Raw genomic sequence first — 12,620 nt, forward strand, 5'->3', positions numbered from 1 at the left:
GACGCGGAGGCCGCCACGGCGCGCGCGGCGCAGACCGCGTCCGAGCTGGCGCGCCGCACCGAGGAGGCCGCGGCGGAGACCGCCGCGCGGGAGGCCGAGCTGGAGACGGTGGCGGCGGCCGAGAAGCGGTCGCGGGAGAGCGTCCTGGAGATCTGCGGCGCCGACCCCGCCGACGACCCGGACGCCGTCCCCGCGCACCAGCGCCGCGCGATGGCCCGGATCGAGGAGCTCACCGGCTTCCTGGAGGGCGGCCGGGCGGCGGGGAGCGAGGTCCTGCTCCGCACCGCCGACCTCGTCGTCGGGACGCCGGCGGGCGCCGGGCTGACCGTCCGCGACGAGGAGTTCGACGCGCTGATCGTCGCCGACGCGGGGACGGTGACCGACGGCGAGTTCCTCATCGGGGCCGTCCGGGCGCGCCGCTGGATCCTCGTGGGGACGGCCGGGACGCGCCCGCCGGGCTACCGCGAGTACGCGGGCTCGCCGGCCGGGCGGCTGGAGCTGAGCCCGTTCGAGCGTGCCTCGACGGCCGCTCCCGGCCTGGCGGGCTAGTCCTCCTCGTCGTCGTCGGGGAGGAACAGGTGGAGCAGCCAGCCGACGACGCCGACGACGATCGCGCCCCAGAAGGCCGGCCAGAACCCGGTCACGTGGAACGGCAGGTCGAGGCCCTCCGCCAGCTCGCTCGTCAGCCAGAGCAGCAGCGCGTTCACGACGAGCCCGATGAGCCCCAGCGTGACGACGTAGAAGGCGCAGCCGAGGGTCTTGATGAGCGGCTTGAGGACGGCGTTGACCAGCCCGAAGATGACGGCGACCGCGACCAGCGTGAGGATCCGCCGGGAGGTGGTCTGGTCGCCGAGCGTGATGCCGTCGATCAGGACCGTGGCGACCCACAGGGCGACCGCGGTGGCGCCGACCTTGAGAAGTATTCGCACGCCACGCATCATGCTGGCCGGGACCCGGCGATGTCATCCCACTGCGAGACCACCCGGTCGGATTCCCCGGTCATCACCGGGGATGACCCGTCCGGCGCCGTCCTACTCGGCGCGGTCGAAGAACGGGGAGGTGGCGGCGGCCTGCGAGCGGGCGTCGGACCGCCGGCCCGCCACGCGGGCGCCCTGCACGGCGGGCTCGCGGGGCGCGGCGTCCCGGCGGGGCGCGCTCTGCCGGACGCGGGCCAGTTCGCGCTCCAGGCGGCGCTTCTCCATCTCCAGCGTGGTCAGCGACTCCTCGTGCTCCTCACGCAGGTCGCGCAGATCGCGGCGGGTGCGGATGCGGCGGGCGGCGCCCTTGAAGGCGAACGCCATGCCGCTGAGGAAGACGAGGGCGACGCCCGCGCCGGAGAGGAACACCTGCCATTCGCTCTCCAGGCCCGGGACGGCCTGGCCGAAGACGACGAGGTCCGCCGGGCCGGTGTTGTCCATGACGACACCGGCGCCGACCGTGATGGCGGCCGCGACCAGGAGAAAACCGAGGAACACCATGGGCAGATCTCCTCTGCAGTGACTCCGGAGGGGGACGGAGGCCCCCCACCATGCCAGACGCGAAGTCGATCATGTCGGTTTCGCCGGATAAATCCTGGTCAGAGGCATTCGTCCGAACCGATCGCGCCGGGTTCCGATGTGATCGCGGCGGGTAGTGAGGGGACGTCGCGACGAGATCCGTGGAGGGGCCATGTCCGTGCAGGCCATCGTCTTCGACCTGGACGGCGTCCTGATCGACTCCGAGCCGGTGTGGGAGGAGGTGCGGCGCGGCTACGTCGCCGAGCGCGGCGGGCGGTGGCTGCCCGACACCCAGGACCGGCTCATGGGCATGAGCACCGAGGAGTGGGCCGACTACATCGCCACCGACCTCGTCGACGGCGTCACGGCCGAGGAGGTCGCCTACGAGGTGGTCGACCGGATGTCGCAGCGGTACGCGGACGGGCCGCCGCTGCTGCCCGGCGCCGAGGACGCCGTCCGCCGGATGGCCGGGTACCGCCCGCTGGGGCTCGCGAGCTCGTCCCCGCGCGCCCTGATCGACCTCGTGCTCGGGCACCTCGGGGTGGACGGCCTGTTCCGCGCCACCGTGTCGACCGAGGAGGTCGAGAACGGCAAGCCCGCGCCGGACGGCTACCTCACCGTCGCGGCGCGGATGGAGGTCACGGCGCGGAACTGCGTCGCGGTCGAGGACTCCAGCAACGGGCTGAGGTCGGCGCACGCGGCGGGGATGGCCGTGATCGCGATTCCGCGTCCGGCGCACCCGCCGGCGGCCGACGCGCTGGCCCTGGCCGCGCACGTCGCGGGCGGTCTGGACGAGCTGACTCCTGAGCTCGCCGAGGCCGTCGTCCACAGGTGAAGGTTCGGGGGACGGGTGTCCGCGGCGGTTCATAGTATGGCCCGGTGACTTCCCCTGAGACCCCGGAGACCCTCGACACCCTGCGGCGCGTGTTCGGCTACGACGCGTTCCGGGACGGCCAGCGGGAGATCATCGAGCATGTGGTCGCCGGCGGGGACGCCCTCGTCCTGATGCCGACGGGCGGCGGCAAATCGCTGTGCTACCAGATCCCGGCGCTCGTCCGGAAGGGCACCGGCGTCGTCGTCTCCCCCCTCATCGCCCTCATGCAGGACCAGGTCGACGCGCTGCGCGCCCTCGGCGTCCGCGCCGGCTTCCTCAACTCCACCCAGGACTTCGACGAGCGCCGCGTGGTCGAGGCCCAGTTCGTTGCGGGCGAGCTCGACCTGCTCTACCTGGCGCCCGAGCGGCTGAAGCTCGCCGCGACCGTCGACCTGCTCGACCGGGGCGACGTCTCCCTGTTCGCGATCGACGAGGCGCACTGCGTGTCGCAGTGGGGGCACGACTTCCGCCCCGACTACCTGACGCTGTCCGGCCTGCACGAACGCTGGCCCGACATCCCCCGCATCGCGCTGACCGCGACCGCCACCGAGGCCACCCGCGGCGAGATCGCCTCCCGCCTCCGGCTCGAGCAGGCCCGCCATTTCGTGGCGAGCTTCGACCGTCCCAACATCCAGTACCGGATCGAGCCGAAGACCGACGCCAAACGCCAGCTGCTGCGCCTCCTCCAGAACGAGCACAAGGGCGACGCGGGCATCGTCTACTGCCTGTCCCGCAACTCGGTCGAGAAGCACGCGGCGTTCCTGACCGAGAACGGCATCGAGGCCCTCCCCTACCACGCCGGCCTCGACGCCGAGATCCGCGCCGCGAACCAGGCGCGCTTCCTCCGCGAGGACGGCCTCGTCATGGTCGCGACCATCGCGTTCGGCATGGGCATCGACAAGCCCGACGTCCGCTTCGTCGCGCACCTCGACCTCCCCAAGTCCGTCGAGGGCTACTACCAGGAGACGGGCCGCGCCGGACGCGACGGCCTCCCGTCCACCGCCTGGCTCGCCTACGGCCTCCAGGACGTCGTCAACCTCCGCAAGATGATCGACGGTGGCGAGGGCGACGCCGCGCACCGCCGCCGCCAGGGCATGCACCTCGACTCCATGCTCGCCCTCTGCGAGACGGTCGAATGCCGCCGCGTCCAGCTGCTGAACTACTTCGGCCAGTCCGGCGAGCCCTGCGGCAACTGCGACACCTGCCTCACGCCGCCCGAGACGTGGGACGCGACCGTCCCCGCCCAGAAGGTCCTGTCGACCGTGGTCCGGCTCGACCGCGAGCGGCGCCAGAAGTTCGGCGCCGGCCACATCGTCGACATCCTCCTCGGCAAGAAGAACGCGAAGGTCATCCAGTTCGACCACGACTCGCTGAAGGTCTTCGGCATCGGGACCGAGCTGCGCGATGTCGAGTGGCGCGGTGTCGTCCGCCAGCTCCTCGCGCAGGGCCTGATCGCGGTGGAGAGCAACCACGGCACGCTCGTCCTGACCGACGAGAGCGCCGGCGTGCTGCGCGGCGAGCGCAAGGTGATGATGCGCCGCGAGGCCGAACGCCCCGTCGCCAAGGCCGCGAAGACCGCGAAGACGGCCAAGGCGCAGGTCGAGCTCCCCGCCGAGGCGATGCCGATCTTCGAGCGCCTCCGCGCCTGGCGCGGCGCGACGGCCAAGGAGCAGGGCGTCCCCGCCTACGTCATCTTCCACGACGCGACCCTCCGCGAGATCGCCACCGCCCGCCCCACCTCCCTGGCCGAGCTGGGCCGCGTCAACGGCGTGGGCGAGAACAAACTCGCCAAGTACGGCGACCAGGTCCTCGAAACCCTCGCCACCGAGTAGCCCCCAGAGGGCACCAGGCGGCACAGCGGCCACACTGCCGTGTCGCCGCCGAGGCAATCGACTCGCCTTTACTCTGCGTTACCATTCAATTACCATATGCACATGCCACGAATAACCAAGATCGCCTTCGGCGGTGCGCTCGCCGTCGCGTCGCTCTCCCCCGGCCTACCGACCACGGCGCACGCCGCCGCTCCGGCGGCGTCCCCCGACAGGGCCGCCTCCACGGAACAAGCCGCGCCCGCCGCATGGAGCGTGAAGTGGCGGGCCAAGATCTCTGCGAGCTACTTCAACGCCCACGCACACCGATGGGTGTCCCAGCCCTTCATCGCCAGGGGACGGCTCCAGGGCCGATTCATCTGCTGGAACAACAGGGACGGCGGCACGATGCGGCTGCAGATCATCAGGGAGAACGGGCAGATCCTCCGCGACACCGGCGTCCGGCCGTGCGACTGGCACTGGCATTCCACCGCCTCCCTCACGTTCAGGCGCGCCGGCATCGTCCGCTTCCGCCTAGAAGCCGGACGCCCCGCACACACCACCACGGTCCAAGCCCGTGCCACCCGCTGACCCGACCGCCCGGCACCTTCACTCACGAAGGGGCACCCAGGGCGTCCACCAAAGCCCCCAAGGCCACAAGACACCGCCCCCCGCTCAGCCGACCCGCACCAACGGCCAAGAACCCGCCGAATTGACCCACCCCACCCACCACAGCTCGTCCCCCTCACCCACCAGCACAAGCTGGACCAGTCCCGCCCCAAGCCAGACCCGCCCCGGCACAAGCTGGACCTGTGCCGCCACCAGCTCGAGCCGTCCCGGCACAAGCTGGACCCGGGCCGCCGCCAGCGGAACTCGTCCCACAGCCAGATGGACCGGTCCCGGCACAAGCTGGACCTGTATCGAGACCAGACGGAGTGGCCCTGGCACAAGCTGGACCCGGGTTGCCACCAGCGGGACTCGTCCCACCACCAGATCGAGCAGTCTCGGGGCGAGGCAGACCTGTCCCGGCACCAGTTGGACCTGTACCTGTACCAACTGGAGCGGTCCCGGCACTAGCTGGACTCGTCTCGGCATCAGCTGACGTTGGTCCTTGGGGTGGACGGGCCGACCCGTTCGGTGAAGGCTCGGAGCGGGGCTCCCGATACGCCTCGCGGCTGGGCGGGGGTTCGGGGAACTCTCAGGGTTCTCCCAGGGTTCCGTGTGGGCTTCTGCCAGACGCGCCCGCTTACATGTCCGGCATGGGAAACAACCGGAAGACGATCGCGGCCGGGGCCGGGGCCGGGGCCGGGGCCGCCGGGCTCCTCGGGCTCGGGCTCTACTTCTCCGTCCCCGCCTTCGCCGACGACCCCGCGCCCTCGCCCACGGCCCACGCGGGCCAGGGCCACCCCGGAAAGGAGCACCCGCTGCGCCGGGCGCGTGCGCTGCGCGGCGTCCACGGTGAGGCCACCGTCAAGCGCAAGGACGGATTCCACCTCGCCACCTGGCAGCGCGGCAAGATCACAGCCGTCTCGGCGACGGGGGTGACCGTCCGCAGCGACGACGGCGTCTCCTGGACGTGGACGGCCGACGGCAAGACCCACGTGCGCAAGAACGGCGGGAAGTCGTCCCTCAAGGGCCTGACCGGCGGCGACCAGGTGCTCGTCGCGGGAGAGCGCTCCGGCGGCACCCGGACGGCGCGCCTGATCCGCGTCCCCCAGCACCGCTAGTCCACCGGCGCGGGTAGTTTCGGGCGGGTGAGTCCGATGTGCGGGCGTGAGGCCGGCGAGGGAGCGAGCAGCGGGAGCCGATGAGCGAGACCCGGCGGGTCCTCGTCGTGGACGACGAGGCCAACATCCGTGACCTCATCGAGGTCGCGCTGCGCTTCCACGGCTTCGCGACCGCCACCGCCGGCACGGGCGAGGAGGCGCTCGGGACCGTCCGCGAGGCGCGGCCCGACCTCGTCCTGCTGGACGTCATGCTGCCCGACCTCGACGGCTTCGAGGTGTGCCGGCGGCTGCGCGCGGACGGCGACCAGGTCCCGGTGATCTTCCTGACCGCGCGGGACACGCCGTCCGACACCGTCACCGGCCTCACGCTCGGCGGTGACGACTATGTCACCAAGCCCTTCTCGATCGATGCGCTGATCGCCCGGGTGCGGGCCGTCCTGCGCCGGGCGGCCCCACCGGAGCCGTCCAGCGGGCCCGTGCTGCGCGTCGCCGACCTCGAACTCGACGAGGCGCACTGGACGGTGCGGCGCGGCGGCGTCCCCGTCGAGCTGTCCCCGACCGAGTTCCGGCTGCTCGCCTACCTGATGCGCAACGCGGGCATGGTGCTCTCTCGCGCCCAGCTCCTCGACGGCGTGTGGGGCTGGGACCACGGCAACCCGCAGGTCGTCGAGACCTACATCAGCTACCTGCGCCGCAAGCTGGACCCGCTCGGCACCCCGCTCATCCACACCCAGCGCGGGGTGGGTTACGCGCTGCGGCCATGACGCTCAACGCCCGGCTCCTCACCGGCCTGCTCGCGGTCACCTCCGCCGGGCTAGCGATCATGGGCCTGGTCAGCGCGCTCGTCCTGAACGGGTACCTGATGCACCGCGTGGACGGCCAGCTCCAGGCCACCCGCGACCGCGCCGTGGCCCGGCTCCTGCGCCCCGGCCTGCCCGAGCAGGGCGTCGCGCCCGCGCAGTTCGTGGTGCTGGCCGTCGGCCCGGCGGGGCGGGTCCGCGTCCTCAGCGGCGACGCCCCCGCGCCCGAGCAGGCCGTCCGCGAGGTGGGGCGGCTGGGACGGGACGAGCTGGCCGCCCGCGCGCGCGACATGGAAGCGTTCTCCCTTCCCGGGCTGCGCGCGGTGGCGCGCCCGTGGGGGAAGGGCGTCGTCGTCGTGGCGGCCCCCCTCACCGAGATCCACGCGGCCGTCCGCAACCTCGTGCTGTCCGAGGTCGCGACGGCCGCCCTGCTGCTCGCCGCCCTGCTCGTGCTCGGCCGGTGGCTCATCCGGCGCGGCCTGCTGCCGCTGGACCGGATGGCCGCCACGGCGCACGCCATCACCGCGGGCGGCGACCTGCGCGCCCGCATGCCCGGCCCCGGGCAGCGCACCGAGGCGGCCCGCCTCGCGTCCGCCATCAACGTGATGCTGGAGCGGATCGAGCAGGCGTTCTGGGCGCGCAGCCGCTCGGAGGCCCGCGTCCGCGAGTTCGCCGCGGACGCGTCCCACGAGCTGCGCACGCCGCTCACGACCGTCCAGGGCTACGCGGAGCTCTACCGGCACGGCGCGCTCGGGCCGGACGAGCTGCCCGACGCGATGCGCCGCATCGAGGAGGAGGCCCGCCGGATGAACAGCCTCGTCACCGACCTCCTCGAACTCGCCCGCCTCGACCGCGAGGCGTCCCTGCACCCCGTCCGCACCGATCTCGTCGCCCTCGCCCGGGACGCCGTGGCCGACGCGACCGCGGCCTCCCCCGACCGTCCCATCGTGCTGGACGCCCCCGACACTCTGACCGCGACCGTCGACGAGGCCCGCATCCGCCAGGTCTTCGCCAACCTCCTGGCCAACGTGCGGGCCCACACGCCCCCCGGAACGCCCGCGACCGTCCGTCTGGCGCCGGGCCTGATCGAGGTGGCGGACGAGGGGCCGGGCATGGCCCCGGAGGACGCCGCCCGTGCCTTCGAACGCTTCCACCGGGGCACGCAGGGCGGCACCGGCCTCGGCCTTCCCATCGTCGCCGCCATCGCCGCCGCCCACGGCGGACGGGCCGAGCTGCTGTCCGAACCGTCCAAGGGGACGATCGTCCGCATCACGCTCGATTCCCACTGAGCGGGACATTCCGGTGCCGCCGGGAGCGTCGTCCTGCACAGTCCGAAGGTCGGCTCCCCGAAGCGAAGGAACCGCGGCATGGCGGGCTGGAGTCATCGGTACGCGCGAATCAACGGCCTGGACGTCCACTACGTGGAGCAGGGCGAGGGGCCGCTCGTCGTCCTCCTGCACGGCTTCCCGCACCTCTGGTTCAGCTGGCGCCACCAGATCGGGCCGATCGCCGACGCGGGGTTCCGCGTCGTCGCGCCCGACATGCGCGGTATGGGGCACACCAGCGGCCCCCGGGACCACCGCGAGTACGGCGTCGACCGGATCGTCGGCGACCTCACCGGCCTCCTCGACCACCTCGGGGAGGAGAAGGCCGTGTTCAGCGGCCTGGACTTCGGCCTCTTCGCCGCCTACGACCTCGCCCACCACCACCCGGACCGCGTCGCCGCGATCATCGCCCTGGAGAACCCGTTCTTCACCCCGAGCCGCGAGTCGCCCCTGACGCTCGCCGCCCGCCAGGCCGAGCGGCACTTCAACCACATCCACTACTTCGCCGAGCCGGGCGTCGCCGACCGCGACCTCGCCGCCGCGCCCCGCGAGTTCCTGCGCAAGGTCTTCTACGCGCTCTCCAGCGACTACCACTACCTCGACGTCTGGCGGCAGCCTCCGGGCACGTCCTATATCGACGCCCTCCCCGAGACACCGCCGCTCCCGTGGACGTGGCTGACCGAGCCGGAACTGGAGTTCTACGTCGACGCCTACAGCCGCAGCGGCTTCACCGGCGGGCTCAACTGGTACCGGGCCATGGACCTTTCCTGGGAGTACCGCAAGTCGTACGGCGACCGGAAGAACCTCGTCCCGTACTACTTCATCGGCAGCGAGCAGGACGCCGACCTTGAGGGCTGGCACGGCGACGATCCCCTGGGCAGGCTCGGCGACCACCACGCCGACGTCCGCGGTGTCCAGATGATCAAGCAGGCCGGCCACATGATGCAGATGGAGAGGCCCGCCGAGACCACGGCGGCGATGCTCGGATTCCTCGCGGGGAGCGACAGGTGAGCCTTACCGAAGACCGGGTCGTCGTGGTCACCGGCGCCAGCCGCGGGGCCGGGAAGGGCATCGCGCTCGCCCTCGGCGCGACCGGCGCGACGGTGTACGTGACGGGCCGGACGCGTTCCGAAGGCGACGCCGACCTCCCCGGCACGGTCGCCGCCACGGCCGAGGAGATCGACGCCCGAGGCGGCACCGGCGTGCCCGTCATCTGCGACCACTCCGACGACGCGCAGGTCGCGGATCTGTTCAAGCGGGTGGAGCGCGAGCGCGGCAGGCTGGACATCCTCGTCAACAACGCCTTCACGATCCCGGACGGCCTCACCCGGGAAGGGCCGTTCTGGGAGAAGCCGCTGGCGCTTCAAAGCATGTTCGACGTGGGGATGCGCTCCGCCTACGTGGCCGGTTACTACGCCGCCCCACTGCTGGTCAGGAACAACGCGGGTCTCGTCGTCAACACTTCCTCCTTCGGAGGACGCTGTTACATGCACGGCCCGGCCTACGGGGCCGGAAAGGCCGCCGTCGACAAGATGGCGCACGATATGGCGGTCGACTTCCAGCCCTACAACGTCGCCGTCATCTCGCTGTGGATGGGTCTGCTGAAGACCGAACGGAACAGGGCGCTTTTCGAGGGCGTCCCCGACCGGTACAAGTCGTTCGCCGCGGGGGCGGAGTCCCCCGAGTTCAGCGGACGGGTGATCGACGCGCTCGCCCGGCACCCCGAGTTCATGCGCTGGAGCGGGCAGGTCCACATCGGGGCCGAGCTCGGCGCCGAACTGGGCGTGGTGGACGTCGACGGGAGCAGCCCCCGCTCCCACCGCGGGCACCTCGGCGACCCGCCCACCTTCAGCCCCGCCGTCGTCAAGTAGTCGGCAACGCCTTCGCCAAGGCTCGCCCCCTGCCGAATCGGCGATTCAAGAGACTTTTCCGATTCGGCTCGCCGGCCTCTCGCGAGAGGCAAAGCATTCTTCATATCGCGGGACGCCGCGACGCTCCCTTTCGCGCGGTGGTGGCGATTAATGCGGATACGCCGGGAATGCCCCGCGAATGGGCACCTGACCTGGCGCGCAAGCGGAGTTATGATCCGAAACAGGGCCGAGGAGATAACGGTCCCATCCGGGACGTCCGGACGTCCGTTGTCCGCATTCCTTCGTCCATCCCTGTCCGGCCGAGACCGCGCGAGACCAGGCGATGGGACTCCAGCGAGGAGGCACCATGACCCACGTCGAGCAAGAGTCCACCCCGCAGACCCCGCCCGCGATCGCCGATCCGGCGCCCCTGGGGCTGGCGGCCTTCGCCCTGACCACGTTCCTTTTTTCCGTGAAGAACGCCGGATGGACCGACGGCACCGACGCCTGGCTGGGCTACGCCCTCGCCTACGGCGGCGTCGTCCAGATCCTGGCCGGCATGTGGGAGTTCCGCAATCGCAACGTGTTCGGCTCGACGGCCTTCTCGTCCTACGGCGGCTTCTGGCTCGGCCTGGGCCTGTACGTCGTCCTGATCGCCGGTGAGGCGACCCCCGCCCAGGAGGCCAACGACCTCGGCTGGATCTTTCTCGCCTTCGCAATCTTCAATACCTACATGATGCTCTGGGCGACCCAGGTCAACCAGGCCGTCCTGGCGGTGTTCGTCGCCCTGGAGGCCACGGAGATCATCCTGTTCATCGGGAACTTCTCCACCAGCGAGACCACGATCAAGATCGGCGGCTACCTCGGCGTCCTCACCGCCGTCTGCGCCTGGTACGCCTCCGCCGCGGGGATCATCAACGGCATGACGGGCCACGTCCTCCTCGGCGTGGGCAAGCCCCTCACGGCCCTGACCTCCCGCTCCGGGCCCTACCCGCGCTGACTCCCGGCGGGGTGTGCCTCGCCCTTCAAGCCCCCGCCGGAGGACGGCGCTAGAGTGGGGTTCGTGACCCCCCGTCCGGACGACCTCGCGCGCCTCGTCGGCGACGATGACCGCGACACCGCCGCGCAGCGCCTGCGAGACGCCTACGCCACGGGGCACCTCACGCACGAGGAGATGGACGAGCGCCTGGACCAAGTCCTCACCGCCAGGACCCACGGCGACCTCGCGGCGCCCCTGGCCGCGCTCCCGGACGAGGACACGGGCACCATGTCCACGATCGGCGCCGCCACCGGGCGGATCAAGCGCCGCGGCGCCTGGCGCGTACCGCGCTCCCTCAAGGTCGAGTCGGCCTTCGGAAGGGTGCGGCTGGACCTGTCCAAGGCGATCATCGAGCATCCGGTCGTCGCCATCGAACTGCAGGTCGGCACCGGCCAGGCCAAGATCATCGTCCCCCGCGACGCGGTCGTCGACATCGAGGGTCTGCACACCGGGCTGAAGGACGCGCGCTACACGCCCCGCCGTCCCACCCGGCCCGGCGGCCCCCAGATCCGGATCACCGGCACCATGGGCCTCGGCCGCCTGAAGATCCGCCACGCTCGCCGCTAGCGCGTCTGCGACCTCGCGACCGTCCGCGCCCGCTCGTTCACCGACTTCCAGCAGCGCACCGCATCGCCCGCAACATCCTCAGCGACCGGCTCCGCAAGCTCACCGCCCACGACCTTCTCGCCCAGGTCGACGCCCCGTCGGGCAGACGCCGCCCGTACGCGCTCACCGATGCGGGCAAGGACCCCGAGCTAGCCCAGGGCGTGGATCCACTTCGTGAGGGTCGGAAGGTAGCCCGGGGCGAGCACACCGTCCCGCCGCACCCGATGGTCGGCTCCTGGGAAGACCTGCACGGTCAGCGACGCCCGATGATCGCGGTCGAGGTCACACGCGGCGTCGCTGAACAGCCGGATGCTGTCGGCGACGGGAACGAGCTCGTCGGCACCGCCGAAGATCGCCAGGTGCGGGCAGCGCAACCGAAGCGCGTCGGGCAGGGGATCGTGATCCTGCTTCCGCTTGAGGAACTCCCAGCCATCGGCGTCGACATCGGACCAGAAGGCGGCCAGGGCCCCCGGGGGCCCTGCCTCGGTGACGATCCGAGTGGCCTCGGCGAAGCCGACACCACGCCGGCCCGCTTCCACCAGCCGGTCGTAGAGCGCCACGACGGAGTCCACGTCACGCTCATGCGAGCCGGACGCTCTGGCAGCGGTGGTCAGCGCATAACGTTCCTGTTCAGCCGGGGTGACGCCAGGGCAGCTGTTGGTGATGACCCAGGACGGCGCGCCCCGGGCGGCCGCGCGCAAGGCCACCCAGCCGCCCTCACTATGACCGAACAACCCGGCGGCCTCGTCCGGCACCTCCGGCTGGGCGCGCAGAAAGCCCAGCGCCGCCAGCGCGTCGGACGCCAGGTCGTCCATCGTCGCCGCGCACCACCGGCCCGACGACCGCCCCACCCCGCGCTTGTCGTAGCTCAGGACCGCGACCCCGGCCTCCAGCAGATACTGGCGGATCGAGCGAAAGTAGCCGTCGTTGTCCCGGTCGGACGGCCCCGAACCCCCGACAAGGACCACGCCCGCCACTGCTTCCCCGCCCGGAACCCCGAGCAGGCCGGCCAATGTGACGCCCTCGGCTCCGAACCTGACCTCGCGCACACGCCATTCGCCCGGCATGCCCTCAGGCTAGGACCCCGGGCCGGTT

Annotated in this window: 15 protein-coding genes; 12 read left to right on the forward strand and 3 right to left on the reverse strand. The window is 71.8% G+C overall.

Annotated features, from left to right (window positions below; genetic code table 11):
- Positions 1-549 (forward strand): hypothetical protein (locus tag AB0K37_RS12970; protein WP_363979222.1); only part of this gene is annotated, 549 nt, incomplete at its 5' end.
- On the opposite strand, the gene AB0K37_RS12975 is transcribed toward AB0K37_RS12970, so the two are convergent.
- On the reverse strand, positions 546-929 hold the full coding sequence (locus AB0K37_RS12975) for a phage holin family protein (protein ID WP_363979225.1): 384 nt from the start codon (positions 927-929) through the stop codon (positions 546-548). The genes AB0K37_RS12970 and AB0K37_RS12975 overlap by 4 nt on opposite strands.
- 102 nt (positions 930-1,031) lie before the next feature.
- Positions 1,032-1,478 (reverse strand): hypothetical protein, encoded by a 447-nt coding sequence (locus AB0K37_RS12980; protein ID WP_363979228.1) that lies wholly within the window; start codon positions 1,476-1,478, stop codon positions 1,032-1,034.
- A 190-nt stretch (positions 1,479-1,668) separates the two neighbouring features.
- Between AB0K37_RS12980 and AB0K37_RS12985 the strand changes: the two genes are divergently transcribed.
- The 11 genes from AB0K37_RS12985 to AB0K37_RS13035 all read left to right on the forward strand — a co-directional run bounded on the left by AB0K37_RS12985 (position 1,669) and on the right by AB0K37_RS13035 (position 11,486).
- Positions 1,669-2,331 (forward strand): HAD family phosphatase, encoded by a 663-nt coding sequence (locus AB0K37_RS12985; protein ID WP_363979230.1) that lies wholly within the window; start codon positions 1,669-1,671, stop codon positions 2,329-2,331.
- Positions 2,332-2,375: 44 nt separating this feature from the next.
- Positions 2,376-4,202: a DNA helicase RecQ gene (recQ, locus tag AB0K37_RS12990; RefSeq protein WP_363979233.1), complete on the forward strand. Its 1,827-nt coding sequence runs from the start codon at positions 2,376-2,378 to the stop codon at positions 4,200-4,202.
- A gap of 102 nt (positions 4,203-4,304) precedes the next feature.
- Complete coding sequence (locus AB0K37_RS12995) at positions 4,305-4,769, forward strand: hypothetical protein (protein ID WP_363979236.1); 465 nt, start codon at positions 4,305-4,307, stop codon at positions 4,767-4,769.
- A gap of 297 nt (positions 4,770-5,066) precedes the next feature.
- Positions 5,067-5,255: a hypothetical protein gene (locus AB0K37_RS13000; protein ID WP_363979239.1), complete on the forward strand. Its 189-nt coding sequence runs from the start codon at positions 5,067-5,069 to the stop codon at positions 5,253-5,255.
- Between the two features lie 182 nt (positions 5,256-5,437).
- Positions 5,438-5,905, forward strand: coding sequence for a DUF5666 domain-containing protein (locus AB0K37_RS13005; RefSeq protein ID WP_363979242.1), 468 nt, complete (start codon positions 5,438-5,440; stop codon positions 5,903-5,905).
- 80 nt (positions 5,906-5,985) lie between these two features.
- Positions 5,986-6,669 (forward strand): response regulator transcription factor, encoded by a 684-nt coding sequence (locus AB0K37_RS13010; protein ID WP_363979245.1) that lies wholly within the window; start codon positions 5,986-5,988, stop codon positions 6,667-6,669.
- Positions 6,666-7,994: a HAMP domain-containing sensor histidine kinase gene (locus AB0K37_RS13015; RefSeq protein WP_363979248.1), complete on the forward strand. Its 1,329-nt coding sequence runs from the start codon at positions 6,666-6,668 to the stop codon at positions 7,992-7,994. The genes AB0K37_RS13010 and AB0K37_RS13015 overlap by 4 nt, the downstream gene beginning before the upstream one ends.
- A 78-nt stretch (positions 7,995-8,072) precedes the next feature.
- Positions 8,073-9,041: an alpha/beta hydrolase gene (locus AB0K37_RS13020; protein WP_363979251.1), complete on the forward strand. Its 969-nt coding sequence runs from the start codon at positions 8,073-8,075 to the stop codon at positions 9,039-9,041.
- Positions 9,038-9,901: an SDR family NAD(P)-dependent oxidoreductase gene (locus AB0K37_RS13025; RefSeq protein WP_363979254.1), complete on the forward strand. Its 864-nt coding sequence runs from the start codon at positions 9,038-9,040 to the stop codon at positions 9,899-9,901. Before AB0K37_RS13020 ends, AB0K37_RS13025 begins: the two co-directional genes overlap by 4 nt.
- 346 nt (positions 9,902-10,247) lie before the next feature.
- Entirely contained in the window at positions 10,248-10,880 is a 633-nt protein-coding gene (locus tag AB0K37_RS13030) for an acetate uptake transporter (RefSeq protein WP_363979257.1), read from the forward strand.
- Between the two features lie 63 nt (positions 10,881-10,943).
- Positions 10,944-11,486 carry a DUF1707 domain-containing protein gene (locus AB0K37_RS13035; protein ID WP_363979260.1) on the forward strand — a complete coding sequence of 181 codons (543 nt, stop codon included), beginning with the start codon at positions 10,944-10,946 and terminating at the stop codon, positions 11,484-11,486.
- A 188-nt stretch (positions 11,487-11,674) separates the two neighbouring features.
- Here the strand turns inward: AB0K37_RS13035 and AB0K37_RS13040 are convergent, their stop codons facing one another.
- The gene (locus AB0K37_RS13040; protein WP_363979263.1) at positions 11,675-12,592 is read right to left on the reverse strand and encodes an alpha/beta hydrolase; all 918 of its coding nucleotides are present in this window, start codon (positions 12,590-12,592) and stop codon (positions 11,675-11,677) included.
- Positions 12,593-12,620 lie beyond the last annotated feature (28 nt).

Source organism: Actinomadura sp. NPDC049753 (assembly GCF_040674655.1).
In the GTDB taxonomy this organism is placed as follows: domain Bacteria; phylum Actinomycetota; class Actinomycetes; order Streptosporangiales; family Streptosporangiaceae; genus Spirillospora; species Spirillospora verrucosospora.

Coding starts and splice junctions, on each gene's coding strand:
- AB0K37_RS12980 (WP_363979228.1), bottom strand. CDS start 1,478: ATGGTGTTCCTCGGTTTTCTCCTGGTCGCGGCCGCCATCACGGTCGGC.
- AB0K37_RS12985 (WP_363979230.1), top strand. CDS start 1,669: ATGTCCGTGCAGGCCATCGTCTTCGACCTGGACGGCGTCCTGATCGAC.
- AB0K37_RS12995 (WP_363979236.1), top strand. CDS start 4,305: ATGCCACGAATAACCAAGATCGCCTTCGGCGGTGCGCTCGCCGTCGCG.
- AB0K37_RS13000 (WP_363979239.1), top strand. CDS start 5,067: ATGGACCGGTCCCGGCACAAGCTGGACCTGTATCGAGACCAGACGGAG.
- AB0K37_RS13005 (WP_363979242.1), top strand. CDS start 5,438: ATGGGAAACAACCGGAAGACGATCGCGGCCGGGGCCGGGGCCGGGGCC.
- AB0K37_RS13010 (WP_363979245.1), top strand. CDS start 5,986: ATGAGCGAGACCCGGCGGGTCCTCGTCGTGGACGACGAGGCCAACATC.
- AB0K37_RS13015 (WP_363979248.1), top strand. CDS start 6,666: ATGACGCTCAACGCCCGGCTCCTCACCGGCCTGCTCGCGGTCACCTCC.
- AB0K37_RS13020 (WP_363979251.1), top strand. CDS start 8,073: ATGGCGGGCTGGAGTCATCGGTACGCGCGAATCAACGGCCTGGACGTC.
- AB0K37_RS13030 (WP_363979257.1), top strand. CDS start 10,248: ATGACCCACGTCGAGCAAGAGTCCACCCCGCAGACCCCGCCCGCGATC.
- AB0K37_RS13040 (WP_363979263.1), bottom strand. CDS start 12,592: ATGCCGGGCGAATGGCGTGTGCGCGAGGTCAGGTTCGGAGCCGAGGGC.